22 protein-coding genes are annotated in these 26,729 nt (G+C 65.0%); 3 read left to right on the forward strand and 19 right to left on the reverse strand.

Annotated elements, in window-relative coordinates; all coding sequences use genetic code 11:
• Positions 1-24 precede the first annotated feature (24 nt).
• The 10 genes from QP997_RS06715 to QP997_RS06760 form a co-directional block, all read right to left on the reverse strand.
• Positions 25-999 (reverse strand): DegV family protein, encoded by a 975-nt coding sequence (locus QP997_RS06715; protein WP_070761589.1) that lies wholly within the window; start codon positions 997-999, stop codon positions 25-27.
• A complete protein-coding gene (locus QP997_RS06720) occupies positions 996-1,769 on the reverse strand; it encodes a histidine phosphatase family protein (protein WP_284846637.1) in 774 nt (257 codons plus the stop codon). Before QP997_RS06720 ends, QP997_RS06715 begins: the two co-directional genes overlap by 4 nt.
• A gap of 39 nt (positions 1,770-1,808) precedes the next feature.
• Complete coding sequence (rsfS, locus tag QP997_RS06725) at positions 1,809-2,318, reverse strand: ribosome silencing factor (RefSeq protein WP_284846638.1); 510 nt, start codon at positions 2,316-2,318, stop codon at positions 1,809-1,811.
• A gap of 80 nt (positions 2,319-2,398) precedes the next feature.
• Entirely contained in the window at positions 2,399-3,049 is a 651-nt protein-coding gene (gene nadD / locus QP997_RS06730; RefSeq protein ID WP_070757599.1) for a nicotinate-nucleotide adenylyltransferase, read from the reverse strand.
• Between the two features lie 51 nt (positions 3,050-3,100).
• Positions 3,101-4,390, reverse strand: coding sequence for a glutamate-5-semialdehyde dehydrogenase (locus QP997_RS06735; protein ID WP_284846639.1), 1,290 nt, complete (start codon positions 4,388-4,390; stop codon positions 3,101-3,103).
• Positions 4,391-4,452: 62 nt separating this feature from the next.
• Positions 4,453-5,631, reverse strand: coding sequence for a glutamate 5-kinase (gene proB, locus QP997_RS06740; protein WP_284846640.1), 1,179 nt, complete (start codon positions 5,629-5,631; stop codon positions 4,453-4,455).
• 110 nt (positions 5,632-5,741) lie between these two features.
• Positions 5,742-7,256: a GTPase ObgE gene (gene obgE / locus QP997_RS06745; RefSeq protein ID WP_284846641.1), complete on the reverse strand. Its 1,515-nt coding sequence runs from the start codon at positions 7,254-7,256 to the stop codon at positions 5,742-5,744.
• Positions 7,257-7,384: 128 nt separating this feature from the next.
• Positions 7,385-7,651, reverse strand: a complete 267-nt coding sequence (gene rpmA / locus QP997_RS06750) for a 50S ribosomal protein L27 (protein ID WP_012360615.1) — start codon at positions 7,649-7,651, stop codon at positions 7,385-7,387.
• 63 nt (positions 7,652-7,714) lie between these two features.
• The gene (gene rplU / locus QP997_RS06755; RefSeq protein WP_012360616.1) at positions 7,715-8,017 is read right to left on the reverse strand and encodes a 50S ribosomal protein L21; all 303 of its coding nucleotides are present in this window, start codon (positions 8,015-8,017) and stop codon (positions 7,715-7,717) included.
• Between the two features lie 367 nt (positions 8,018-8,384).
• Positions 8,385-11,954, reverse strand: a complete 3,570-nt coding sequence (locus QP997_RS06760; protein WP_284846642.1) for a translation initiation factor IF-2 N-terminal domain-containing protein — start codon at positions 11,952-11,954, stop codon at positions 8,385-8,387.
• A 328-nt stretch (positions 11,955-12,282) separates the two neighbouring features.
• Between QP997_RS06760 and QP997_RS06765 the strand changes: the two genes are divergently transcribed.
• The gene (locus QP997_RS06765) at positions 12,283-13,068 is read left to right on the forward strand and encodes a hypothetical protein (protein WP_284846643.1); all 786 of its coding nucleotides are present in this window, start codon (positions 12,283-12,285) and stop codon (positions 13,066-13,068) included.
• An 80-nt stretch (positions 13,069-13,148) separates the two neighbouring features.
• On the opposite strand, the gene ndk is transcribed toward QP997_RS06765, so the two are convergent.
• The gene (ndk, locus tag QP997_RS06770) at positions 13,149-13,559 is read right to left on the reverse strand and encodes a nucleoside-diphosphate kinase (RefSeq protein ID WP_015381795.1); all 411 of its coding nucleotides are present in this window, start codon (positions 13,557-13,559) and stop codon (positions 13,149-13,151) included.
• Between the two features lie 236 nt (positions 13,560-13,795).
• Here ndk and QP997_RS06775 point away from each other — a divergent pair, with 236 nt between their 5' ends.
• Positions 13,796-14,650: an AMP-binding protein gene (locus QP997_RS06775; protein WP_284846644.1), complete on the forward strand. Its 855-nt coding sequence runs from the start codon at positions 13,796-13,798 to the stop codon at positions 14,648-14,650.
• Positions 14,651-14,750: 100 nt separating this feature from the next.
• Here QP997_RS06775 and QP997_RS06780 read toward each other — a convergent pair whose 3' ends face one another.
• The 4 genes from QP997_RS06780 to QP997_RS06795 all read right to left on the reverse strand — a co-directional run bounded on the left by QP997_RS06780 (position 14,751) and on the right by QP997_RS06795 (position 20,760).
• A complete protein-coding gene (locus QP997_RS06780) occupies positions 14,751-15,179 on the reverse strand; it encodes a DUF4233 domain-containing protein (protein ID WP_012360621.1) in 429 nt (142 codons plus the stop codon).
• 32 nt (positions 15,180-15,211) lie between these two features.
• Complete coding sequence (gene folC / locus QP997_RS06785; protein WP_284846645.1) at positions 15,212-16,849, reverse strand: bifunctional tetrahydrofolate synthase/dihydrofolate synthase; 1,638 nt, start codon at positions 16,847-16,849, stop codon at positions 15,212-15,214.
• On the reverse strand, positions 16,846-19,632 hold the full coding sequence (locus QP997_RS06790; protein ID WP_284846646.1) for a valine--tRNA ligase: 2,787 nt from the start codon (positions 19,630-19,632) through the stop codon (positions 16,846-16,848). The genes folC and QP997_RS06790 overlap by 4 nt, the downstream gene beginning before the upstream one ends.
• A 123-nt stretch (positions 19,633-19,755) precedes the next feature.
• A complete protein-coding gene (locus tag QP997_RS06795; protein ID WP_284846647.1) occupies positions 19,756-20,760 on the reverse strand; it encodes a malate dehydrogenase in 1,005 nt (334 codons plus the stop codon).
• A gap of 132 nt (positions 20,761-20,892) precedes the next feature.
• Here QP997_RS06795 and QP997_RS06800 point away from each other — a divergent pair, with 132 nt between their 5' ends.
• Positions 20,893-21,663 carry a hypothetical protein gene (locus QP997_RS06800; RefSeq protein WP_284846648.1) on the forward strand — a complete coding sequence of 257 codons (771 nt, stop codon included), beginning with the start codon at positions 20,893-20,895 and terminating at the stop codon, positions 21,661-21,663.
• Positions 21,664-21,772: 109 nt separating this feature from the next.
• Here QP997_RS06800 and clpX read toward each other — a convergent pair whose 3' ends face one another.
• From clpX to tig, 4 genes are all read right to left on the reverse strand, one after another.
• Positions 21,773-23,047 carry an ATP-dependent Clp protease ATP-binding subunit ClpX gene (gene clpX, locus QP997_RS06805; protein ID WP_070757578.1) on the reverse strand — a complete coding sequence of 425 codons (1,275 nt, stop codon included), beginning with the start codon at positions 23,045-23,047 and terminating at the stop codon, positions 21,773-21,775.
• Positions 23,048-23,216: 169 nt separating this feature from the next.
• Positions 23,217-23,837, reverse strand: coding sequence for an ATP-dependent Clp protease proteolytic subunit (locus QP997_RS06810; RefSeq protein ID WP_070757576.1), 621 nt, complete (start codon positions 23,835-23,837; stop codon positions 23,217-23,219).
• A 3-nt stretch (positions 23,838-23,840) separates the two neighbouring features.
• Positions 23,841-24,413 (reverse strand): ATP-dependent Clp protease proteolytic subunit, encoded by a 573-nt coding sequence (locus tag QP997_RS06815; RefSeq protein WP_210398556.1) that lies wholly within the window; start codon positions 24,411-24,413, stop codon positions 23,841-23,843.
• A gap of 262 nt (positions 24,414-24,675) precedes the next feature.
• Positions 24,676-26,265, reverse strand: a complete 1,590-nt coding sequence (gene tig / locus QP997_RS06820; RefSeq protein ID WP_284846649.1) for a trigger factor — start codon at positions 26,263-26,265, stop codon at positions 24,676-24,678.
• Between the last annotated feature and the right edge of the window lie 464 nt (positions 26,266-26,729).

The raw sequence follows: 26,729 nt of genomic DNA on the forward strand, positions 1-26,729 counted from the left end.
ACCCCCGCCTGTGGATGGGGCGGGTTAGTCGCAGACCACGGCCACACCGATCGCACCCGGACCCGTGTGAACCGCGATTCCTTCGGAGACCTCGTAGAGCTCGACGTCGACCTCGGGCAGAGTCGGCGGCGTCGGCTCGGCCGAAGCACCCCCATCGGCAGTCTCCGCCGCGGCATCCTGCGCAGCCTTCGCCGCCTTGTCGGCTTTATCAGCCTTCTCGGACTTCTTCGACTTTTCCGGCTTCAGGGCCCGCTCCACCAGCTGCGCTGGGAGCTCAGCCAACTGCTCCTCGAGCATCTGCTTCAGGTGCTTGGCAGGCTCCACCGCCTCCGACTGCATAATCCCGATCTTCATGCGGCGGGGCTTGCGCCCCTCCTCGGCCGCGGCATCAGCCTCGGCGACGACGACCTCGCTGGCCATCTCCACCAGCTTCGCCATCGCCTTGGCCTGGGTGCGGGTCTTCGCCGCCAGCTGCAGCTCCCCGTCCGCAAGCTTGAGGATCGGCTTGATCGCCAGAGCGGTGGTCAGCAGCGTGCGCGCGGTGGACAGGCGCCCACCCCGGCGCAGGCTATCGATCTTGTGCACATACAGCCACAGGGTCGCGGTGCTCAGCACCCGGTCCGCGGCGTCGGCCACCTCGTCGAGGCTGCCGCCGGCGCGAGCCACCCGGGCGGCCTCCAGCGCGGCGTAACCGAGCGTCATGCCCGCCGTGTTCGTGTCCACGACGCGCACTTTGCTCTCCAACACCCCGGCTGCGGTCACCGCGTTGGACCAGGTGGAGGACAGCTCCTTGGATAGATGCAGTGCGACCACGCCATCGTCCCCGCTGCGTTCCAGCAGGCGGGCATAATTCGCGGTCAGCTCCAGCGCCCCCAGCCCGGCGGTGGTCTTCTCTGCCCCCTGCCCGGAGGTGTAGAGATCCACCACCGTCACGCCCGCAGCGTCGGCGAGCTCGCGGGGCAGGCAGCTGGAGGAATCCGTGATCACATGAACGGTCACCGTGCTGCTCCCCCTTCATCCGGGTTGTCCAGCTGCTGGCCCGGAACCTCTACTCCGACGTTCCAGCCCTCCAGGTACCAGCGCGGGCTCAGCCACCACTCGGCCGCGGCCTCCGGCACTTCAGGAACGGTCGAACCGTCCACCGCGGGCGCGGTCTGCGGCCCGTCCCCCTGCCCAGACACCGGGAAGTGCGGGCGCGCCACCAGCTCGGCCCAGCGCGCGTTGCCGAGCCGGGCGAATACCGGGTAGTGCTCCGCCGGGACATCCAGCAAGCGCGAGGTCAGTGCCGCAATCGACCCACCATGCGCCACCACCAGCACGGTGCCATCGAAGGCATCGGAGGCCATGAGGTCCGCGATCCCGGCCGCGGTGCGTTCAGCCACATCCAGCCGGGTCTCCCCACGAGGCGGTGACCAGCGCGGATCGTGGCGCCAATACGCCCGCTGGCCGGGGTATTGCTCGTCGATCTCGGTGTGGGATCCGCCCTGCCAGTCCCCCAGGTGCGTTTCCCGGAACCGGGGGTCGATCTCGACGTCCAGCCCCCAGGCCTCGGCGACGATACTCGCTGTCTCCACCGCGCGCTCCAGGTCGGAGGCGACCACCTTGGTGACGTTCCAGTCGCGGGCCACCGCGGCGACGTCGCGGGCTTGCTGCCGGCCAACCTCCGATAGCGGGGTGTCCAGCTGGCCCTGCATGCGCCCTGCGGAGTTGTACTCCGTCTCTCCGTGGCGCATCAGGATGAGCCTGCGCTGGCTCGCGTTAGCAGTCATGGCGGTGTTCTTCTCGGTCGTTTTGATCGTGGCCGGGTTTTAGAGCTCGTCGGCGTCGGGCTCTGGGCCAGCCAGCGGCAGGTCGTCGATGGTCTGGACGTCGAGGACATCCACCTCAGCATCCGGATCCCAGTTGGCGCCGCGATCGACCTGCTCCACGCCCTCGACCTCGATCTGTGGGGCGTCGAGGAAGAGACGGTCCAGCGCGTAGTACTCGCGCTCCGCGCGGCGCTGCACGTGGACGACGACGTCGCCGTAGTCCAGCAGCACCCACAGTCCCTCGCCGCGACCCTCGCGGCGCAGGGGCTTCGTGCCATTTTCGGCCAGGTGATCCTCGACTTCGTCAACGATGGACTGCACGTGGCGCTCGTTATCGCCGGTGACGATCACGAAGCAGTCGATGATGGCCAGGCGGTTGGAGACGTCGATGACGAGGATGTCTTCGCCCTTCTTCTCATCTGCCGCCTGGGCAGCGAGACTGGCGAGGGCGATGGATTCTGGTTGTGCGGTCAAGCGAAACCTTTCTAAAGAAGTATGCTCTGGCCCCATGATAGCGGGGCATCCGCGAGGGCTCCGCCTGTTCCCGGCGCGTCGGGCAGTGCGGGGCGCCGTAGGTTGCTGAATGTCGCCTAATCGGCGTACATGCGGTGCTTGGCGATGTACTGCACCACCCCGTCGGGGACGAGGTACCAGACTGGCCGGCCGCTCATCGCGCGCTCCCGGCAGTCCGTGGAGGAGATCGCCATCGCGGGGATCTCCACCAGGCTCAACCTCCCGGCTTCCACTTCCCGGGCCAACGGGGAGTCCAGCATCGAGAGCTCGTAACCAGGCCGGGTCACCCCGACGAAGTTCGCCAAGTCGAACATGGATTCCCAGTCCCGCCAGGTGATGATCTGGTTCAGCGCGTCCGCGCCGGTGATGAAGAACAGCTCCGCGTCCGGGTAGATCTTGCGCATATCCGCCAGCGTGTCGACCGTGTAGGTGTTTCCCCCACGGTCGATGTCCACCCGGGAGACCCGGAAGCTCGGATTCGCGGCGGTCGCAATGACGGTCATCAGGTAGCGGTCTTCCGCCGGGGAGACCCGCTTACCCTTCTTCTGCCAGGGTTGCCCGGTGGGGACGAAGACGACAACGTCCAGGTCGAAACGGTCCGCAACCTCACTCGCGGCGACCAGGTGGCCATTGTGGATGGGGTCGAAGGTCCCACCCATGACGCCGACGCGGCGCGGCGAGTCGGGGTTCGCGGGAGCCTCCGTGGCCGGGGACGGGGTGTTAGTCATGCTGCTTAGGCTAGCGCACTGGGGTCGCGGGGCCGGTGCGCGCTGTGTCGCCTAGGGGCGGGTCTGACCCTCGCCAGTGAGCACCCACTTGGTGCTCGTGAGCTCCGGAAGGCCCATCGGCCCGCGGGCGTGCAGCTTCTGGGTGGAGATGCCGATCTCCGCGCCGAAGCCGAACTCCTCGCCGTCCGTCCAGGCGGTGGAGGTATTCAGGGAGAGCGCGGCGGCATCCACGTGCTTCTCGAAGTAGCGCAGCACCTCGTAGTCCCGTGCGGAGATCCCCTCGGTGTGGCCGGAGCTGTAGGTGGTGATGTGCTCCACCGCGCCGCGCACCCCATCGACGATCGCGGCGGCGATATCGAAGCTCAGGTACTCGTCGGTCCAGTCCTCCGCGGTGGCCTCCACCACGTCCTCGGCCAGGCTATCCAGTTCGGCCTTCCCGCCGTGGACGCGCACGCCGGCAGCAGCCAGTTCTGCGAAGACACGCTTCTTGGCGTCATCAGAAAGAGCCGCATCCAGCAGGACGGTCTCGGTCGCATTGCACACCGAGCAGCGGCGGGTCTTGCCGTTGAGCAGTAGCTGGATCGCCTCGTCCAGGTCGGCGGAGGCGTCGATGTAGAAGTGACACTTGCCCGTACCCGTCTCGATCGCGGGAACGGTCGCGTTCAGAACAACCGCCTCGATCAGTCGCGCCCCACCGCGCGGGATGACGACGTCGACCAGGCCACGAGCGGTGACCAAGTCCTGGACGGAGTCGTGGCTATCGCACGGCAGCAGCTGGACGATGTCGCGGGTAAGGCCCTGCTCGGCGGCGACGTCCTGCAGCAGCTCCACCAGCTTCTCGTTGGTCTGGCGGGCGGAGCGGGAGCCGCGCAGCAGCGGGACGTTGCCGGACTTGATGGCCAGGCCGAAGGCGTCGACGGTGACGTTCGGGCGAGCCTCGTAGACCATGCCCATCACGCCGAGCGGAGTGCGGACCTGCTTGAGGTCGATGCCGTTCGGGCGGGTGTGGCCTCGGACGACCTCTCCCACCGGATCCGGCAGGCCGACGATCTGGCGCAGACCGCCGGCGATGCCCTCGATGCGACCAGCGTCCAGGGCGAGGCGGTCGATCAGGGCGTCGTCGAAACCGGCCTCGCGGCCCGCGGCGACGTCCTTGGCATTGGCCTCGAGGATCGCGTCGGTGTTGGAGATCAGCGCGTCGGCGGCGGCGAGCAGCAGATCATTCTTCTGCTGGGTGGTGAGCACGACCCGGCTGGCCTGCTTCGCCTTGGCAGCCTTGGCGAGCACTTCTTCGCGCTCGGCTTGACGCTGTGGGGAAAGGTTATCGTTCTTTTCGCTCATCATGCCTCTTTCATCGTTGGGAAAATTTGGGTCTGCCCTGGCGGGCCAAAGGAATCGTGGGGCTAAATTGGCAGCTGCTGGCGGCGGGGCGGCTGCCGGTTGGCGTAATAAGAGAGGTAATCGGTGTGGATCACAGGGCGCTGCGCGTCGCCCGGAAGCTCCGATGTGTGGCGTCCCAGCATCGGGACCAGGTCGGTGGCGTCGTAGTTCACCTCACCGCGGCCGAAGATCTTTCCGTCGCTGCCCACGAGGTCCACGATGTCGCCGCGGTTGAAGTCACCCATGACCTGGGTGACGCCGACTGCGAGGAGGGACTTGTTGCCGTCGACCACGGCCTCCTTCGCGCCGTCGTCGAGCTGCAGTGCGCCGCGGGACTCGGCGGCGTAGAGCACCCAGAACTTCCACGCGGACAAGCGATCTTCCTCCGGCCAGAAGCAAGTTCCCACGGACGCACTTTCCAGGGCGGGGGCGATGTTTTCGGTGGAGGTCAGCAGCACCGGCACTCCCGCTCGGGAGGCGAGTCGGGCAGCGGTGACCTTCGCGGCCATCCCACCGGTGCCCAGTCGGCCGCCGTCGCCGGCGGCAACCCCCGAGAGGTCATTGCTGCTACGCACCTCGGAAACAAACTGCGCATCCGGCTCGTTCGGATTGCGGTCGTAAAGACCGTCGACGTCGGAGAGCAGGACGAGGGCGTCCGCGAAGACGAGGTGGGAGACGATGGCGGCGAGGCGGTCGTTATCGCCGAAACGCATCTCGGAGGTCGCGACCGTATCGTTCTCGTTGACGATCGGCACGGCGGAGAGCTGGCGCAGGCGGTCGATGGTGCGCTGCGCATTGCGGGCGCGGTCGCGACGGCCGGCATCGGCGGCAGTCAGGAGGACCTGGCCGATGGTGCGGCCGTAACGGGCGAAGCTCCTCCCCCACTCCTGGGCGAGCAGCACCTGGCCCACCGAGGCGGCAGCCTGCTTGGTGGCCAGGTCGCTGGGGCGCTGGCGCAGACCGAGCGGGTCCATGCCCGAGGCGACCGCACCGGAAGAGACGACGATGAGGTCCGTGTCATCCGACATACGAGCTTCGAGAGCATCGGCGATGGTGTCGATGCGCGCAGGATCTACGCGTCCGGACTCGTCGGTCAGGGAGGAGGATCCGATTTTCACCACCAGTCGCTTGGCATTGGCGATGCGATGGCGCACGGTGCCGGGCTCCGGCATCGTGGCGGCATCTAGCTGCTGTGTGGGCATTGAATTTTCTTTGCTCGCTGCAGACATGCCCACCAGTATGCCAAATTACTTATGAATACTGAGGCTTTTGAGTTATCTAAACGTTATCTAACTCGCTACCCAGGGTCGCACTAGCCCTGCCAGCGCTCGGTATCCGCGACCTCGCCATCGCCGTAATCGTATTCGTCGATCAGACCGCGTCGTGCCTGGGAGGCACGCTTACGCTGCTCTGCAGTCACACGGTCCGTCTGCTCCAGGCGGCGGTCCTTACCACGGCCGTATGCCGGGGTCTGATCCACGCCCGCCACGGTCTGCGGATCCCACTCGAAGGTGATCCCACCGATGGTGACCTCGGAACCATCCACGGCGCCGGCCTGCCACAGCGCTTCCTCAACACCGGCCTTAGCCAGGCGGTCGGCGAGGAAGCCGATAGCCTCGTCGTTCTCGAAATCGGTCTGCAGGATCCAGCGGTCGATCTTCTGCCCGGTAACAATGAACGCGCCTGGGTTCTGCTTATCCTCGTGGACTTCGAAGTCCGCGAAACGGCCCTTACGCTTCGGCCCCACCGACTGCGGACGAATAACCTGCTGCGGCTCTGGGGTGTTCTCAACCTTCTTGCGGTGCTCCCGGACGATGTCCATCAGGGCGAAGCGCAGCTCGTTGAGCCCGGTACGCGCGACCGTGGAGATGCGGAAGATCGGCCAGCCGAACTTCTTCAGCTCCTCTTCCTGCAGGTCCGCCATGTCCTCGGCGTCCGGCACGTCCATCTTGTTCAGGATGATGACGCGGGGACGTTCCCGCAGGTCGCCCAGTCCGGCATCGGCGCTGAGCTCACTCTGGTAGCTGTCCAGTTCGTGCTCGAGGGCGCGAATATCGTCCAGCGGATTGCGCTCGGATTCCAGCGCTGCTGCGTCCACCACGTGTGCCAGGACGGCAGTGCGCTCGATGTGGCGCAGGAAGTCCAGGCCGAGGCCGCGCCCCTCGCTGGCCCCTGGGATGAGGCCCGGAACGTCGGCGATGGTGAAAGTATCGTGATCCACGCTGACCACCCCGAGGTTCGGCGCGAGCGTGGTGAAGGGATAGTCCGCGATCTTGGGCTTGGCCGCGGAAAGCACGGAAATCAGGGAGGACTTGCCCGCAGAGGGGAAGCCCACGAGGCCGACGTCGGCCATGGACTTCAGCTCAAGGGTGATGTCTTTCTGCTCGCCGGGCTCGCCGAGCAGCGCGAAGCCCGGGGCCTTACGCGTCTTAGAGGCCAGCGAGGCGTTACCCAGCCCGCCGAAGCCTCCCTGGGCGACGATAACCTTCTGCCCGGGGCTGACGAGGTCGGCGAGCACCTCGCCGTCTTCGTCAATGACGACGGTTCCCGGTGGGACGTGGAGGGTCAGGTCCTTGCCGCGGGCACCGTGCCGGTCGTCGCCGGCGCCATTGTTGCCGCGCTCGGCGCGCACGTGCGGGGAGAAACGGAAGTCCAGCAAAGTGTGCACCTGGGGGTCAACTTCGAGGACGATATCCCCACCGTGGCCACCGTTGCCGCCGTCCGGCCCGCCCAGGGGCATGAACTTCTCGCGGCGCACAGAGTTACAGCCATTGCCGCCATCGCCGGCTTTGAGGTGCAGAACGACCCGGTCAACGAATTGCGACATGGTTGTAAGTCCTTCCTTCGATCGGATTCAAATTTTAGCGAATAATGCAAAGAAGCTCCCGCCCTCGCCCCGGTGGGGCGGAAAGTGCGGGAGCTTCGTGCTCGTGGGGTTTTGAAAAACCGCGGGCTTTACGCCTCGACGGCCTCGTCCTCCACGATGTTCACCAGGCGACGGTTGCGCTTGGTGGAGAACTGGACGGCGCCAGCCTTCAGTGCGAACAGCGTGTCATCGCCGCCGCGACCAACGTTCACACCTGGGTGGAACTTGGTGCCGCGCTGACGGATGAGGATCTCGCCCGCCTTGACCTGCTGGCCGCCGAAGCGCTTAACACCGAGACGCTTTGCCTCGGAGTCGCGACCGTTACTGGAGCTAGAAGCACCCTTCTTAGTTGCCATGAGTCTCCCTCCTCGGGAAGAAGTAAGAGCACCCGCGCACTCAGCACGGACGCGTCTCGGTTATTACTTGATGCCGGTGATCTTCAGCACGGTCAGGGCCTGACGGTGGCCCCAGCGGCGCTTGTAACCGGTCTTGTTCTTGTAGTGCATTCCGCGGATCTTCGGGCCACGAACGTGCTCGACGATCTCTGCGTTCACGGCGACGTTTTCCAGCTTGTCGCCGGAGGTCAGATCCGCGCCATCGACGACGAGAACCGGGGTGAGAGCCACGGCGGAACCTGGCTCACCCTCGATCTTCTCGACCTTGACGAGGTCACCTTCGGCAACCTTGTACTGCTTGCCGCCGGTCTTGACGATCGCGTACATGGTAGGGCTACCCCTTATAAATCTCTTCGACTCAGGCAGCTCTCGACGACGATCCCACGTGCGACGCGAGCATCCTGACTGGACAATATGCAAAATTAAGTGTGTTCATTTCGGCATCACAAGCCGCGCCCGATTAGAGGCGATGAACAACGACTGCCCAATACTACCCAGCCGGGGCCGGAAAACCAAAATCTTTTTCCAGCCCATCGCAGGTAGCGCCCGGCTCAACCGCCTGGCTGTGAAGGGTGGGACTAATGTGGCGAAACCGGCACACGCCCCCCTCCCCGCCCGCGGTGGGACACACAGAGGTGGCTGATGCACAGCCGCGGGGTAAGCGGGCAGCCGTGGCGCTAGCGCAACCGTGAGGCTAGCGTCGCGGGCTGCTGCGCACCACCCGGCGACGCCGACCGCGCGCCCGACCCTGGGTCTCCCCCTTCGCCGATTGCCCGGACTTCCCGGCGCTCTGGTTTTCCCGCTTCTGCTCGCCCTTGGGCTGGGCAGCCTCGGGCTGCTGGCCGAAGTCCTCCGGCTGCGGGCGGCGATCCGAGACGGAGTTACCACGCGTACGACGGCGACGGCGTGGGGAGTTCTCGAACTCCTTCACCGCCTCCTCGTAGGTATTGGCGCCGTATTTCCCAGCACCCCGGGTCCCAGAGCGTCGCGCCCCGGCGTTGCGGCGATCGCCTTCGGAGCCTCGCTTCTGGCCGGAAGGCTGGTCGCCCTGACCCTTCTTGTGGGAGTTGTGCTCGCCTGCCTGGCGGGCACCAGTCTGCCGAGCGGCTGGCTTAGAGCGGACCACGCGACGGCCACGGCGACGCGCCCCACGGGAGCCGCTCTCGGACTTCTGCTGCTCACCCCGCTGATCAGAACCGCGGTCCTCGCGAGAAGAAATCTTCAGCTCCGGGGCATCCGCATTCGCCGCAGAGCGTCGCTGGGCGGCGCCACCCCGCTGCTGGCTAGGTGCCGTGGGCCGCACAATGCGGCGAACCACCCGGCGAGGAGCGCGCTCCTGGCCGGACTGGGATGCCTCATCCGATCGGTCGGCAGACTGCTCCTTCTCCGCGGACCCCTGCTCGGTGCGGGCGGTGGCGTCCTTCACAGAAGAGCTGGTGCGGCGCTGAACGGAACGGCGACCGCCCCGGCGCGACGTCCTCGTCTCCTGCTTCTGCTCCCCGCCGAGATCTGCCGCGGACTCAGAACCTGCCTGCGAATCCTGGCGCTGCTTGCCGGAGCGGCGTTCCTGCCCCTCGGAGTTGCGGTGGTCCTGAGCATCCTCGCGCCCCTTGCCATTGGCGACCTTGGACTTGGAGCCCTTGTCCTCGTGGCGCGTCGCGTTCTTGCCGCGCTGGTCACGCTGCTCGTCACGGCCGTGGTTCTTGGACCCCTGGTCTCCGCGTCCGCCCTGACGCTGCTCCGTGCCCTGACCGTTGCGCTGCTCCTTGCTGCCACGCTCGCCACGGCCGCGGCCATTGCCACGGGAGGAACGGCGGCGACGCTCTGGCTCCTCGCTAAAGTCCTGCTCGACCGGGTCGGGATGCACGATCACGCCGCGGCCGTCGCAGCACTCACAGGTGGTGGAGAAGGTCTCCAGCAGGCCAGCACCCAGGCGCTTGCGGGTGATCTGCACCAGGCCCAGCGAGGTGACCTCGCTGACCTTGTGGTGGGTGCGGTCGCGGCCCAAGTACTCGATGAGGCGGCGCAGCACCAGGTCCTGGTTCTCCTCCAACACCATGTCGATAAAGTCGACGACGATCATGCCGCCGATATCGCGCAGCCGCATCTGGCGCACGATCTCCTCGGCGGCCTCGAGGTTATTCTCGGTGACTGTTTCCTCGAGGTTGCCGCCGGAGCCCACGAAGGAGCCGGTGTTGACGTCGATGACGGTCATCGCCTCGGTGTGGTCGATGACCAGGTGGCCACCGGAGGGCAGCCAGACCTTCCTGCTCAACGCCTTGGCGAGCTGGTCGTCGAGACGGTGCGCGGCGAAAACGTCCTCGTCGGCGTGCTGCTCGGGGTGCCACTTGTGCACCCGATCCATCAGCTCCGGGGCCATGCGACCCATGTAATCGCGGACCATGCGCCAGGACTTATCGCCCTCGACGAGCAGCTCGGAGAAGTCCTCGTTGAACAGGTCGCGGATGACCGTGATCAGCATGTTCGGCTCTTCGTAGAGCGTCACCGGCTTCGCGCCCTTGGACTTGCGCTCCTTGGCCTCGGTCTTCTCGATGTTCAGCCACTGCTTGTGGAGGCGGTTGACGTCCTCCTCGATGAGCTCCTCGGCTACGTTTTCCGCGGCGGTGCGGATGATCGCCCCGCCCTGGCCCGGCACGACGCGCTGCAGGATCTCCTTCAGCCGCTTGCGCTCGGCCTCCGGCAGCTTGCGGGAAATGCCTGCGGTGGTACCGCCCGGGAAGTACACGAGGTAGCGACCTGCGAAGCTGATGCGATTGGTCAGGCGGGCACCCTTGTGGCCGACCGGGTCCTTAATGACCTGGACCATGACCTGGTCGCCAGAGCGCAGCGCCTGGTCAATGCGGCGGGACTTGGAGTGCAGGTGCGGGGAATGCCAGTTGACCTCGCTGGCGTAGAGCACCGCGTTGCGGCCGGTGCCGATGTCAATGAATGCCGCCTCCATGGAAGCCAGGACATTCTGCACCCGGCCCAGGTAAATATTGCCGACCATCGACTGCTGGGTGTCGCTGGTGACGAAGTGCTCGACCAGCTGGCCATCCTCAACGACGCCCACCTGGGTCGTCAGGCCGGTGTGGTCGTGGCGCTCGGCGTCGCGCACCATCATCTGGCGGTGCACGGACTCCCGGCGCGCGAGGAACTCGGAGCGGCTGATGGCCTTGTGGCGGCCGCGCTCGCGGTTCTCCTCCCGCCAGCGGCGCTTGGATTCCAGGCGGGTGGACCCCTTCAGGCGCACCGGCTCGTCGACGATGTCCGCCTCTTCGCGCTCACCCGGGTGCAGCTGGTCGGCGGTGATGGCCTCCTCGGTTGCGCCCTGCGGCTCCGGGTTGGGCTGCTGGGCCTTCTGTTCCTTCTTCTTGGGCTCCGCCTTCTTGGCCTCGGAATTCTTCGAGGGTTCCTGCTTCTTGGACCCCTCGTCCGAAAGCTCCGTCTTCGCCGCTGCCGAGTCCTGCTGGATGGCTCGGCTGCCCACGCGGCGCACGATTCGGCGCACACGGCGGCGAGTGGGCTGCGGAGTCGCCTCGTCCGTAGAAGTCTGGCTCTCCGGGGTGGTGCCTGCCGGCGACTCGGCCTGAGCTGGTTGCTCCGCTGCGGCCTGGCGCGGCTGCGCGTTGTCTACCTCGGCCTTCTTCGCTTCCGTCTTCTTGGTGGCGGCACGCTTGGTGCTCGACTTCTTCGCAGCGCCCTTCTTCTCAGCCTGCTGTGCACTCTTTTCGGCGCTCTTTTGGGTGCTCTTGCGAGCACCCTTCTTAGGCTCTGCCTTCTTCTGCTCTTCCTGCTGTTCAGCAGCCTCTGGAGAGGTGTCTTGCTCCGGAGTCTCCTGCGTAGGCGCAGCCTCCTTCGCAGCAGTCTTCTTCGTGCTCTTCTTAGCAGTCGTCTTCTTAGGCGTTGCCTTCTTAGCGGCGCTCTTCTTGGCCCCCGCCTTTTTGGCAGTACGCTTCTTGGCCTCGACCTTGTCGGCAGCGGGCTCCGCTGCGTCAGCCTCGCGCTTCGCCGCTGGCTGCTCAGACTGGGTTACCCCTCCCCCGGCAGCCAGGCGAGAGACCACATCGGTGGCCTCCTCGTTCGACAGCGTCGAGGAGGCCACCTTGCCGGTGATCCCGAACTCCCCCAGCACGGTGAGGAACTCCTTGCTGGTGATCCCCAGTTCCTTGGCCACCGAGTGCACGCGCACCCGGCGACCGAAGTTTTCAGTATTAATTTTTCCGGCCGATTCAATCAGCGCTGGTTCCGGCGTAAAAGCCACGTTTCTCCTTGAAAGATTTTCTCGCGCTAGCTGGCGGCGTCCTTAAAGAAAAAGGTCGAGAACAGCAGCGGTCCCGTCGCAACGACGGCCGCCAGCGCCAGCCAGGCGCTCGAGCGACACCGGGCCGGGTACCTCAGAGGAGGCCTGGCAATGGGGTGTGCTCGCAAACGATGTTTAAGTGTGATGGATTAGCCCTGACCTGACCGCATCGTCGTTGTGGGTACGGGTGTAAGGAAAATCCTGTTCCCCATCTTGTCATAACTTCCCCCGCGATGAGGGAGCCGGCATCGCGAGAGGTCGTGTGTGGGGAGGTTGCTAACCTGATGGAATGTTCCAGATCAGCGAAAAGCAGCTTCGAGAGCACTACGGGAAGAATCAACCTTCCACGATGCTCGGGTGGACCCTCGGCGTTGTGTGGACTCTCGTCGTCATCGCTTGTTCCGCCCTCCCACACGTGTGGATGGGATTCGTGGCAGTCGCCTTCCTGCTGGGGCTGATGGTCTTCGGCTATACGAAGTTCTTCAACCGGCATGGCTACCGAGGAAACGATTACGATCCTCTCAAGCCGGATGTGAAGCTGCAGCGGAGCGAGTTCAACTGGCGCGAAGTGCTGCGCTTCGTTGTCCCTTATTCCGCGTCCTACGTGGCGCTGAGCATCGCGCAGTCCACGGCACCATGGGTGGTTGTTGTTCCAGTGGCGATCGCTACGGGCCTGGGGATGGCGTGGTACTTCACTTCAGGGGCGCACCAACCAACGCATTACGCGACACCACCGCAACTCTTCGGCGATGCAGGCGATGTTTCCGCACCGGTGGGGTCCGACAAGATCTTCGAGGGGCCGGATGCCATCGTAGCCTTCATGCATGCCGATGAGCTCGTGCCCGGCATCTATCAGCGCCTAGAAAGCGAACTCGTGGCGGAGCTGGTCGCGGACGGGGCTGTCGAGCACGAAGTCAAGGCCGCTCTCAACGAGGCCGATGCGCACGGGCAGGTGGTGCGGATCCGCGAGGTGCGCCACCGCGGCAGCACCGACCAATGGCTGACGCTGACCGAGGAAGCCAGCCAGACGTACCAGGACAGCGTCCGCGGCGCCGGTGATCTAGCGAGCCAGTAGCGGCACCGCTGACCTGCAGCACAAGGAAACGTCCCGGCAAACCCACATGGGCCTGCCGGGACGTTGTGCTGTGAAAGGTATTAGAGGTTCGGGAACCAGATAGCGATCTCGCGCTCAGCGGACTCCGGGGAGTCGGAGCCGTGGACGACGTTCTCGCCGACGGTCAGTGCAAAGTCACCGCGGATGGTGCCCGGGGTGGCTGCCTCGACCGGGTGGGTGCCGCCAGCCAGCTGACGCCAAGCAGCGATGGCGGACTCGCCCTCGACGATGCCGGCGACCAGCGGTGCGGAGGTGATGAAGTCCACGAGCTCGCCGAAGAACGGCTTGTCCTTGTGCTCCTCGTAGTGCTTCTCTGCGGTTGCGCGGTCTGCGGTGCGCAGGTCCATCTCGACGAGCTTCAGGCCCTTGCGCTCGATGCGGGAGATGATCTCTCCGACGTGGCCGTTCTTAACGCCGTCCGGCTTAATGAGAATGAGAGTGCGTTCAGTCATGCTCTAAGAATAGCGAATCCTTATGCCCCTCGCCCACCCTGAACCTCCCTGTGTCCCCTTGCCTTTTGATCTCTTTCGCTAGCGCAACACAAATAGCGAAATAATTTTGAAAACGAGCACCACCATCGGTGAGACACAGATCACATAACACTGAAGGAGGCGGGCATGGCCTCCAAGATCTACACCAGCCCATACCCGAGTTTGGACTACCCCGACACCGACGTTAAATCTTCTCCATGGAGCTCGCGGCCCTGCAAGACGCCCCGAAACCAGCTTCCGAGGTGACCATCGAACCTCACTCGGTTGCCGCTGTCCCATTCTCTTCCGGCACCACCGGGTTGCCGAAGGGCGTGCAGTTGACCCACCGGAACCTCACCAGCAACTTGATGCATGTCCGGGAAATGATTGAGCGTTCCGGAATTGAAGCGCGCACAAACACCCTGAGCGTGCTGCCGTTCTCCCATATCTACGGCATGACGGTCCTGCTTCTCGGCCCGCTGCTACACCGCCACCACATCTTCACCATGCCGAAGTTCGACATCGAACAGTTCCTGCGTGCCCACGCTGAACGCGCGATCGAATTCACGTTCATCGCCCCTCCGATGGCCAAAAGCCCGGAAATCGACCCGGCATGGTTTTCCGCTTCGAAGCTCATGGTTTCCTCTGCGGCGCCAATCGACGCTCCGATTATGCGCGCGGTCGAAGAACGCCTCGATACAAAGGTCGTGCAGGGATGGGGCATGACAGAGGCCTCACCGCCGGTCGCCCTAAACCTCCATGGCGACGCCGATCACTCCAGCGTTGGCAAGCCGGTGGCAGACACAGAAATCCGGCTGGTGGATATCGACACCCCTGAAGACGTTCCCGAGGGCGAGGCCGGCGCGGAGCGCGATGGCCTAGAGATCCCGCGCGCGTTCGTCGTAACTCGCGAAGGTTTCGAGCTGGGGGCACAGGAACTCATGGACTGGGTCGCTGACCGTGTGACCCCATACAAGAAGATCCGCGCCGTGGAGTTCGTCGATGCCATCCCGAAAAACGCAACCGGCAAGATCCTGCGCCGCGAGCTGGCGAAGGTCCCCTTCGAGAGCTAGCAGGGCCGCGCTGCACACGCCATAAAACCTAAGCCTCCCCGACCCGCCCGACGTTGGGCTGGTGGGGAGGCTTCACGCTCAATGGCGCTCGCGGAGCAAGTTAGACGTGCTGGCTCGGCAGCAGGCCGCGCCGCATGCGCTCCTGAACCACCTTGCGAAGGTGGTAGATGTACCACCACACGCCGATGAAGATCAGAGCCATCACACCGATCACCAGGTTGGCGAAAACCCCGATCAGAGCCAGGACCTGCAGACCCCAGTTGATCTTGTCCGCCGCCGGAGCCTTCTGCATGAAGGCCGCCGCAAACATCAGCACCGCCACGGCCAGGACGTAGCCGAACTGCAACCAGACAGGACCCAGCCCCGAATCCACGCGGCCGACCACGGTCAGCCCCAGCAACATGACGATTCCCTCCAGGACCAGGGTGCCCGCCATGACTCCGCGAATGCCCTTCATCGGGTCATTAGCTGGGGCATGCCCGGGACCGAGGGGGCCCATCTCCAGTTCTTCAGCCGGCTTGCGCGCCATCTGCTTCCACTCCTCCTGTGTACTCGAGCGTTCTACTCGGGCTTCTTGGCGAACAGCGTTCGCGCCTCACCTGCGGTGACCACCGAGCCGGTGACCAGCACTCCGGCCCCGGCCAGCATGCCATCGCTATCGTCCTCAGCCAACTGGATGGCGGTCTCCACCGCAGTCGGGAGCTGCTCGGCGACGTGGACCCGCTCCTCCCCGAAGGCATCCCGGGCATACTCGGCGAGCACGTCCACCGGCAGCGCGCGCGGGGACTGCACCTCCGTGATAACGACGTCGTCGAGGACAGGCTCAAGCGCGGCGAGGATGCCGCGGGCGTCCTTGTCCCCCAGGACCGCGACCACGCCGATGAGGCGGCGGAAGTCGAAGTCCCGGTCCACGGCCTTGGCCAAGGCTGCCGCACCGTGCGGGTTGTGGGAGGCGTCGATGAACACGCTCGGGGTGGCGCGCACACGCTCCAACCGGCCGGGAGATGTCACGGTAGCGAAGCCCTCGCGCACCTTATCGACGTCCAGCTGGCGGTCGCCGCCAGCTCCGAAGAAGGCCTCCACCGCGGCCAGGGCGGTGGCGGCATTGCGGGCCTGGTGTTCGCCGGACAGCGGCAGGAAGATGTCGTCGTAGGTCCCGGCCAGTCCCTTGATCGTCAGACGCTGGCCACCGACTGCGACGGTGGATTCCACGGCGCCGAACTCGGCTCCGGCGCGAGCGACCGCGGCGTCGACCTCGACCGCACGCTCCAGCAGCACGCGCATCGCCTCGGGCTCCTGCTCGGAGATGATCGCGATATTCTCCGGCGGAGTGAGCAGATCCTCGCGATCCCAGCGGGACTTGATGATGCCTGCCTTCTCGCCAGCGATCTCGGTGAGGGTATCGCCGAGGAAGTCCGTGTGGTCCATGCCGATGGGCGTAATCACGGAAACGTCGGAGTTCACGACATTCGTCGCATCCCAAGTTCCGCCCATGCCGGTTTCGATGACGGCTACGTCCACCGGAGCGTCCGCAAAAGCGCTGTACGCGAGCGCGACCAGCACCTCAAACTTGCTCATCTGCGGGCCGCCCTCGGCGGTGGACTTCGCATCCACCATCTCCACCATCGGCTGGATCTCCCGCCACATGCGGATGTAATCCTGCGGGTGGATCGGCTCGCCGTCAACGGCGATACGCTCGGTGACCAGCTGCAAGTGCGGGGAGGTCGTTCGCCCTGTGCGACGGTGGAATGCCCGCAGCAAGGACTCGATCATCCGCACCACGGAGGTCTTGCCGTTGGTGCCAGCGACCTGGATGGTGGCAAAGGAGCGCTCCGGGTTGCCCAGCAGGTCCATGAGCATCTCGATGCGTTCCAGGGAGGGGTCGATCTTCGTCTCCGGCCAGCGCTGATTCAGCTCGGCTTCGACCGCGGCGAGGTCTGCCAGATCCTCCTCAGTGATGGGCCGAGGCGGCAGCGCATCGTCGCCGCTTAGCTGACCATCCTCCTCACCGGGCTTCGTGCCGGCGGCATCGATAGGAAGCGCCAAGCCGTGCTCGTCGAGGCGCACTCCCCCGACGGCGGGCCCGGCAACGGCCTCCTCCTGGCCGGTCAGCTCAACGGCACCGGTGTCCCCGGCCTGGCCTTGGCCCTGGTCCTCGCCCGGCGCGGTGTTCAAGTCACGATCCGTCGAATCGGTCATTTCTTTGGCAGCCCCTCCAGACGGCGGGTGATGCGGTCAAACTCCTCCTGGGCCACGACCTGGCGTTCCTTAATATCCGCCACGACGTGCTCCGGAGCCTTGTTCAAGAAGTTCTCGTTGCTGAGCTTCTTCGCTGCGTTGTCCAGCTCCTTCTGAGCGTTGGCGAGATCCTTTTCCAGGCGCTTGCGCTCGGCCTCAATATCCACGGCGTCGGAGGTATCCAGTTCGACGGTGATCGTGGCCTGGCTGAGGCGCAGCTCAATGGAGGCGGTGGTCTCCCAGTCATCCCCCGGCTCCTCAAGTCGGGCCAGGGAGCGGATGGCTGCCTCTTCTTCCTCGAGGTCGACGGCGGCGAAGTCCAGTCGGCCCGGGACACGCTGCTTCGGCTTGACACCCTGGTCCGCACGGAAGCGACGCAGCTCGGTGACCAGCTTCTCCAGGTCAGCCATGCGGCGGGCGGCCAGCTCGTCTGGCTCGGCGCCGTTATTGGTCATGGACTGGTCCGGCCACTCGGCGATGACCAGGGACTCCGGGTAGCCCTCGACGTCCTTGGTCAGGGCGGTCCACAGGGTCTCCGTGACGAAAGGCATCGCCGGGTGCAGCAGGCGCAGCACCGCGTCGAGGACGCGGCCGAGCACCACCTGGGTATTCACGCCACGGACGTACTCCTCCTCGGTGGCGGATTCCCAGTCACGCGGGATCTGTACCTTCGCGATCTCCAGGTACCAATCGCAGAACTCGCCCCAGGCGAACTTGTAGAGGTTCTCGTTAGCCAGGGAGAACTCGTAGCGCTCCAGGGCATCGTCGACGAGGGCGCGGGTGGCCTCCAGCCGGTCGAGAATCCAGCGGTCCGCGTCGGTCAGCTCCTCGCGCCGCGGCAGCTCGCCGATCTGAGCGCCGTTCATGAGCGCGAACTTGGTGGCGTTGTACAGCTTCGTCGCGAAGTTACGGGAAGACTGCGCGGAGTGTTCGCCAACCGGCAGGTCCGCACCAGGGTTGGCACCACGAGCCAGGGTGAAGCGCAGCGCGTCAGCGCCGTAGTCGCGCACCCAGTCCATCGGATCGATGCCGTTGCCCAGGGACTTGGACATCTTGCGGCCGTGCTCGTCACGGACGAGGCCGTGGAGGAAGACATCCTTGAACGGCACCTGCGGGCGGCCATCGCGAGCGGCCTGGTCCTCGCCATTGGCCTTGCCGTGCAGCGGGGAGCCCTCGAGCGTGTCCGCGAAGGTGGCGAACATCATCATGCGGGCGACCCAGAAGAACAGAATGTCGTAGCCGGTGACCAGCACGGAGGTTGGGTAGAACTTCTGCAGGTCCGGGGTGTTCTCCGGCCAGCCCATCGTGGAGAACGGCCACAAAGCGGAGCTGAACCAGGTGTCCAGCACGTCCTCGTCCTGGCGCCAGCCCTCGCCTGTCGGCGGCTCATCATCCGGGCCGCAGCACACGACCTCGCCATCCGGCCCGTACCAGATCGGGATGCGGTGACCCCACCACAGCTGGCGGGAGATGGTCCAGTCGTGCATGTTGTCCACCCAGTCGAACCAGCGCGGTTCCTGGGAGGCCGGGTAGATGGTCGTATCGCCCTCACGGACGGCGTCGCCGGACATCTTCGCCAGCTTCTTCACATCCACCCACCACTGCAGGGAAAGCCGCGGCTCGATCGGCTCGCCGGAGCGCTCGGAGTGGCCGACGGAGTGCACGTAGGGGTGCTTGCGGGCCACGACGCGGCCCTGCTCCTCGAGGGCCAAGCGGATCTTCTCGCGGGCCTCGAAGCGGTCCATGCCGTCGAACTGCGTGCCGGTGCCGGACACGTGGCCGGTCTCGTCGAGCACCACCGGCATCGGCAGGTCGTGGCGCTGCCCCATCGCGAAGTCGTTCGGGTCGTGCGCCGGGGTGATCTTCACCGCACCGGTGCCGAACTCCGGGTCCACGTAGTCATCCGCGATGATGACCATCTCGCGGTCCGGCAGGAATGGGTGCGGCAGCGTGGTGCCGACGAGGTCGGCGTAGCGCTCGTCCTCCGGGTGCACCGCGACGGCCACGTCGCCCAGCATCGTTTCCACACGGGTGGTCGCGACGATGACGTGGGGCTCGTCGTCGTTAAGGGAACCGTAACGGAGGCTGACCAGCTCGCCCTCGACGTCCTCGTAGTTGACCTCGATGTCGGAGATGGCGGTCTGCAGCACCGGCGACCAGTTGACCATCCGGTTGGCCTGGTAGATCATGCCCTGGTCGAACAGGGCCTTGAAGATGGTCTGGACGGCGCGGGACAGCCCCTCGTCCAGGGTGAAGCGCTCGCGGGACCAGTCCACCGAGTCGCCGATGGCGCGCATCTGCTGTTGGATCAGGCCACCGTATTCGTCCTTCCACTCCCAGACGCGCTCGACGAACTCCTCGCGGCCGTAATCAAAGCGGTCCTTAGATTCGCGCTTCTTCAGGTCGGATTCCACGCGGGTCTGGGTGGCGATACCTGCGTGGTCGGAGCCCGGCAGCCACAGGACCTCGTAGCCCTGCATGCGACGGCGGCGGGACATCGCGTCGATCAGAGTGTGATCCAGCGCGTGGCCCATGTGCAGCCGACCGGTGACGTTCGGCGGCGGCAGGACGATGGAGAACGGCGGCTTATCGCTCGTCGCGTCGGCCTTGAAGTAGCCGGCCGAAACCCAGCCTTCGTAGAGCTCCGATTCCACATCGGATGGGTTCCACTGATTGGGCAGCAGCTGCGAACGATCCTCGCCGCGCTGGACACCCTGGGACGTTGCAGGAGTATTGCTGGTCATCGCACCCTGATCACTTACTCGGGGACAAATTCTGTTGAACTCATCCCAGTGTAGTAGACGGGGCGGACACGGCTGGCAGCTCGTCGGCTAACCCGAGCCACCAGCCGGAACAGCAGTGTGTGGCTAGTCGATGAAGCCGGCCTCGCGCACCGCGGCCAGCTCCTCTTCCAGCTCTTGCTGGGTGCGGGCGATGCGCTTCTTCTGCTCCTCACCCAGCTCCAAGCCCTGGACGATCTCCCACTCGCCGTTCACACTGCGGCACGGGAAGCCGAAGACCAGCCCCTCCGGAACACCGTAGGAACCGTCGGAAGGCAGCGCGACGGAGACCCACTCGTCGCCCTCGGTGCCGAGCAGCCAATCCCGCATGTGGTCGATGGCAGCGGACGCCGCGGAAGCTGCAGAGGAGTGACCACGAACCTCGATGATCTCAGCACCACGCTTGGCCACGCGCGGGATGAACTCCTCGCTGACCCACTCCGCGCCCAGCTTCTCGAAGACCGGCTCGCCGCCCGCGCGCAGGGCGGTAGCATCCGGGAACTGGGAGGCCGAGTGATTGCCCCACACAACCATGCCGGATAGCTCGGACACCGGGACGTCCAGGCGGTCGGCGGCCTGGGACAGCGCGCGGTTGTGATCCAGGCGCATCATTGCGGTGATGCGGTTCGGCGCGACGGACTTGGCGTGGGCGGCGAGGATAGCGGCGTTGGTGTTCGCCGGGTTGCCGACCACCAGCACGCGGGCGTTCGGGGCGACCTCACCCAGCGCCTCACCCTGCGGGCCGAAGATCGCACCGTTTGCAGCGAGCAGATCCGCGCGCTCCTGCCCCTTCTGGCGCGGCTTCGCACCAACCAGGAAGACGACGTCGGCGTCCTGGAAGCCCTCCCTGGCGTCGGTGTGGACGGTGACGTCCCCGAGCAGCGGGAACGCGGCGTCCTTCAGCTCCATGGTCACGCCCTCCGCGGCGCGCTTGGCGGGCTCGATCTCGATGAGGCGGAGGTTCACCTTCCGCCCCGGGGAGATCTCGCCTGCCGCCAGACGGAACAGCAGGGAGTACGCGATCTGTCCCGCTGCGCCGGTGACCGCCACGTTCAAGGCATCGGAGGTGTTCTGCGAAGTGTTATCAACCATGAGTGAAACCGCCTTTAATCAGGATCGGGGGCACCAACCGGGGGCGATATCCCCCAATTGATCTTTCCGACCCCAGCCTACCCGCGAACAGTCATTACGATGAGGAGAGAAAGTTTTGACTGGAGAGGAACAATGACCGACGACTCAGCTCGCCATCTTCCTCACTCGGCGCACCGGTACGACCTCGACCCGGTCGACTACGCCCGAGCGATGGAGTGCGCCCTGCCGATCGCCGTGGAATACGGGACGGATATCCCGAAGGCCCAGCTGGTGGCGATCCAACGCGCCGGTAACCTCCCCGCCAAGCACGCCCTGCTGAGCAATAACCAAGACCTCTACGAGGAGGCCCTGCGCTACGCACTGGCAACCCTCTGGCCGGCTGAACCGAAGAAGTTCGAGGACGACATCGCCAGCCTCACCCCGGTGCAGGCAGTGCGGCGCCTCGTGCGCGAAACGCTCGCCCGGGCGCAGCGCAATCCGGACTCCATGCGCCTGATCGCCGCGGAGAACCTCTACAACCGGGCCGACGTGCCAAACCGTATCGACGTGCTCGAGCAGTCCCCCGTCATTCTCCAGATCGACCGTGCTCTCCTGCGCGGCCACGACCTCGGCGCCTTCCGCACCGGAGTGTCCGCGGAGGACGTCTACATCCTCATCCTGGGGCTATCCGGTTTCGCCACACTGCACCGCAACACCTTCTACGCGCTCTACGGGATGGACGTCCGCGAGGCGCACAACGAGTCCGGTGTCACCGAACTTGCCTGCGACGCCGTCGTCGCCTTCCTCACCACGCCGATGCGGACCAGGCAGGATAATTCCTATACCCACTCCTCCCCCTCCGAGATTGTGGGCGAGTCGGTTGCCGCGAGCCTCTACGACTCCGAGGAGTTCTGGCAGGAGTAAACCTCCGCCAACCGACCGCCCGCCCCCGCGCGGCGCAAGTGTGGGGCGCGGTTCACTCCCCCTAGTAGACCGCGCCCCTAGTCGCCTTGCTCCCCCATTTGCGCCCCGCCTAAGCGGAGCGCTTATCCCGCTCGGCGACCTCCTCGTGGGTCAGGCGGGTCGGCTCGGATTCACCCTTCGCGGCAGCCTCGGTGATCAACACCTCGGCAATGTCCTCCTCCTCGGGGATGGAGTACATGATCGGCAGCAGGATCCGCTCCATGATGGAGCGCAACCCGCGCGCGCCGGTCTCCCGCGCGAGCGCCTGGCGAGCAACCTCGCGCAGCGCGCCGTCCTCGAATGCCAGCTGCACGTTGTCCATCTCAAACAGACGCTGGTACTGGCGCACCAGGGCGTTCTTCGGCTCGGTGAGCACCTGCACCAGCGCGTCCTCGTCCAGGTGTCCGACGTGGGTAACCACCGGCAGGCGGCCAATGACCTCTGGGATCAGCCCGAACTTCACCAAGTCCTCCGGCTCCACATACTGGAACGGGTCCTTGACCTGGTCGTTCTTGGAGGTGACCTCCGCACCGAAGCCCAGGCCCTTCTTGCCGCGGCGATCCTCGATAACCTTCTCCAGGCCCGCGAACGCACCCGCGACGATGAAGAGCACGTTCTTCGTGTCGAACTGGATGAATTCCTGGTTCGGGTGCTTGCGCCCACCCTGCGGCGGGACGGCAGCGACCGTACCCTCCAGGATCTTCAGCAACGCCTGCTGCACGCCCTCGCCGGAGACGTCGCGCGTGATCGACGGGTTCTCGGACTTCCGGCCGATCTTGTCCACCTCGTCGATGTAGATGATGCCGCGCTGTGCCTTCTCGACGTCGAAGTCGGCGCTCTGCAGCAGCTTCAGCAGGATGTTCTCGACGTCCTCGCCCACGTAACCGGCCTCGGTCAGCGAGGTCGCGTCCGCGATGGCGAAGGGGACGTCCAACATGCGTGCCAGGGACTGCGCCAGGTACGTCTTACCGGAGCCGGTGGGCCCCAGCATGAGGATATTGGACTTAGAGAGCTCGACCTCGTCGTCGTTGCGGCGGGCCAGCGCGTTGGCCTCTTCAACCTGGATGCGCTTGTAGTGGTTGTAGACAGCCACCGCGAGGGTGCGCTTCGCTTCATCCTGGCCGATGACGTACTTGTCCAGGAAAGCGGAAATCTCGGACGGGGTCGGCAGCTTGCCCTGTGGCTCCTGCGCGCTGGTGGCTACCAGCTCTTCCTCGATGATCTCGTTGCAGAGTTCAATGCATTCATCGCAGATGTAGACCCCGGGGCCAGCGATGAGTTTGCGGACTTGTTTTTGGCTCTTGCCGCAAAACGAGCACTTCAGCAGCTCTGCGCTTTCTTGCATCTGTGAGAACCAGTCTTTCTGAGAAATTGGTGGTGCTACGGCGGGGTATCCAACACTACCCAAAAACCCCGCTGCGCTGACTGAGCAACACTGCGGGGCTTGAGGGGCTGGGATCACCAGCCCCGGTCGCGGGAGCCGTGAAGCCGGGCCTCACGGAAACTATCGACCGCTACTCCTGAGCGGAGAGCTTCCGGTACTCGAAGACCTGGTCGATGATGCCGTATTCCTTAGCGGCCTCGGCGTCCAGGATCTTGTCGCGGTCGGTGTCGATGCGGATCTGCTCCGCGGACTTACCGGTGTGGCGCGCCAGGGTGGTCTCCATCAGCTGGCGCATGCGCTCGATCTCGTTGGCCTGGATCTCCAGGTCGGAGACCTGGCCCTGCACGCCGCCGGAGGCCGGCTGGTGGATCAGCACGCGGGCGTTCGGGAGCGCGGCGCGCTTGCCCGGGGTACCCGCGGCGAGCAGCACGGCGGCGGCAGAGGCTGCCTGGCCGAGGCAGACGGTCTGCACGTCCGGGCGGACGTACTGCATCGTGTCGTAGATGGCCATCAGGCTGGTGAAGGAACCACCAGGCGAGTTGATGTACATCGTGATGTCGCGGTCCGGGTCGAGCCCCTCCAGGACGAGCAGCTGGGCCATGATGTCGTTGGCCGCGGCGTCGTCCACCTGGGTGCCCAGGAAGATGATCCGCTCTTCGAAGAGCTTGTTGTACGGGTTGGATTCCTTCGCCCCGTAGCTGGAGTGCTCAACGAAGGATGGCAGGATGTAGCGCGATTCTGGCATCTTCATTCTTTACTTCTCCTTCGCAGAGCTGATGACGTGGTCGACGAAGCCGTAGTCCTTGGCCTGCTCGGCGGTGAACCAGCGGTCGCGGTCGGAGTCCTTCGTAATCTGCTCGACGGTCTGGCCGGTGAAGCCAGCGATCAGCTCCGCCATTTCACGCTTGGTGTGTGCAAACTGCTCCGCCTGGATGGCGATGTCGGCCGCGGTGCCGCCCACGCCGGCGGAAGGCTGGTGCATCATGATGCGGGCGTGCGGCAGAGCGTAGCGCTTGCCCTTCGTGCCCGCGGAGAGCAGGAACTGGCCCATGGATGCGGCCAGGCCCATGCCGTAGGTGGCGATGTCGCAGGGCGCGTACTGCATGGTGTCGAAGATGGCCATACCCGCGGTGACGGAGCCACCTGGCGAGTTGATGTACAGGGAGATGTCCTTCTCCGGGTCCTCGGCTGCCAGCAGCAGGATCTGAGCGCAGAGCTTGTTCGCGATTTCGTCGTCGACCTGGCTACCCAGGAAGATGATGCGCTCGCGCAGCAGACGCTCGAAGACCGAGTCGTTGAGGTTCATCCCAGCCGTGTCGGCGGACATGAGGCTGCTCGAAAGACTGCTCATTGTGCCCCTTTTCGTTCATTGGTTTATTCTTTGTGGCTTCCACAGTAGCGACTAACCCTCGGGTCGTGCCCGATGAAAAGCCCCTGTTCGCTTTAAGCGCACAGCACCCCCGGAGTATTCCTCCAGGGGTGCTGGGTCAAAGCGGTCGGTCAAAGCCGTTGCTTTAGTGTCACGACGCCACCGGCGCTCACCGAACCGAGTCAGGCGAGGCAGGCCGGGTGGCTAGCGTGCGCGAGGTTTACTTGTCCTCGCTCTTCTTGGCTGCAGCCTTCTTCGTGGTCTTCTTCGCTGCGGCCTTCTTGGTCGTCTTCTTGGCGGTCGACTTCTTGGTGGTCGACTTCTTGGTGGTCTTCTTCGCCGTGGACTTCTTGGCGGTCGACTTCTTGGTCGTCTTCTTCGCCGTGGACTTCTTAGCAGCCTTCTTGGTGGTCTTCTTCGCGGAAGACTTCTTAGCGGCCTTCTTCGGCTTCTCGTCCTTCTTGGCCTCCTCGGCCTTCTCGGACTCCTCCTCGGTGCCGAAGAACTGCTTCGGGTCGATCTCGTTGCCCTCGGAGTCCTTCACGGAGCTCTTGGAGATGTTGATCGCCAGAGCCTTGCCGCGGCGGACGTCGGCGAACAGGCTGCCGATCTGACCAGCCTGCTGCAGCTGCATGATGAACTGGTTCGGGTCCATGCCGTACTGGGCAGCGGTGAAGCCGATGTGGTCCATCAGCTCCTCCTGGGAGACCTCCGGCTGCTCGACGTCAGCCAGGGCGTCCAGGAACAGCTGGGTGCGGACGGAGCCCTCGGCGGCCTCGCGGGCATCTTCCTCGAACTTCTCGCGGGTGATGTCCTGGGCTGCGAGCATCTGCTCGAAGACCTTCTCATCGCCACCGAACTGGCCGATGAGCTGCTGGATCTGGCCCTGCACCTGCTCGTCAACCACGGACTGCGGCAGTGGAACCTCGACCTTTTCCAGCGCAGCCTCGAGGACCTTGTCGCGGATCTGGCCGGCCTGGCCGTTCTTCAGCTGCTCCTCGACCTGGGTTGCCAGGGAGTCCTTGAGCTCGTCCAGGGTGTCGAACTCGGATGCCAGCTGTGCGAAGTCGTCGTCCAGCTCCGGCAGCTCGCGCTCCTTGACGGAGCCGACCTTGACGGTGACCTCTGCCTCTTCGTCGGCGTGCTCGCCGGCAACCAGCTTGGAGGTGAAGGTGGACTCCTCGCCGGCCTTCATGCCGACCAGGGCGTCGTCCAGGCCCTCGATGAGGGAGTCGTTACCGACCTCGTGGGACAGGCCCTCGGTGGTGGCCTCGTCCACGGTCTCGCCGTCAACGGTGGCGGACAGGTCGATGGAGACGAAGTCGCCCTTCTTGACCTTGCGGTCGACGGACTTCAGGGTGCCGAAGCGAGCCTGCAGGTTCTTCAGCTCGCCCTCGACGGCCTCGTCGTCGGCCTTGATGGCGTCGACCTCAACGGAGATGTCGGAGAAGTCTGGGACCTCGATCTCCGGACGGACGTCGACCTCGGCGGTGAAGGTGACGGACTCGCCGTCCTTCAGCTCGGTGATGTCGATCTCCGGCTGGCCGAGAGCCTTGACGTCGTGCTCCTCGACAGCCTGGCTGTAGCGGGACGGCAGCATTTCGTTGATCACCTGGTCGAGGACCACGCCGCGGCCGAGACGGGTCTCGATGATCTTCGCCGGGACCTTGCCCTTGCGGAAGCCAGGGATGCTGACCTGCTGGCTCAGGGAGGCATACGCCTTGTCGAACTCCGGCTTGAGCTCGTCGAAGGGTACCTCGACGGTGATCTTGGTGCGGGTAGCGCTGAGCTTTTCAACAGAGCTCTTCACGAGTGCACTCTCCTGTGTATTCATGGTTGCTGACGGCCTGTGTCGCCAGTCAGCGTTGGACATCGACCAAGTTTATAGGGTCTTGATTTTCCGTGTCACCACACCCCCACCTAGTTTTGGCCAAGGTCGCCCCCACCAGGCGAGTTTCGGCCAAGCGGAAATCACGCAATTTCGGTTCACCCGTCCGATCATGCAGCGGCGATGAGGTGCCCTCTCCTCCGCGCCAAGTCGTGCCAGATTCGTGCCAAATGTGGGGGCTTGAGTCCACCATTTTTCCGCTTAGCGTGTCAGGGCGTTAGGGGGTTAAGGGTCAAAAAGTGTGTCTGGCCCGGCGTGTCGTGGGGGTTAGATTTGGCCTTTTTGGATGCCGATTGAGTGGGTGTAGTCGGTGTCGATAGCGTTGTCGTAGAGGGCTGGTCGTCCTGTTTCGTGGTCGGCTTGGTTCTCGTTTCGGGTCAGGGTGG

The organism is Corynebacterium sp. MSK039 (assembly GCF_030232315.1).
Classification (GTDB): Bacteria; Actinomycetota; Actinomycetes; order Mycobacteriales; family Mycobacteriaceae; genus Corynebacterium.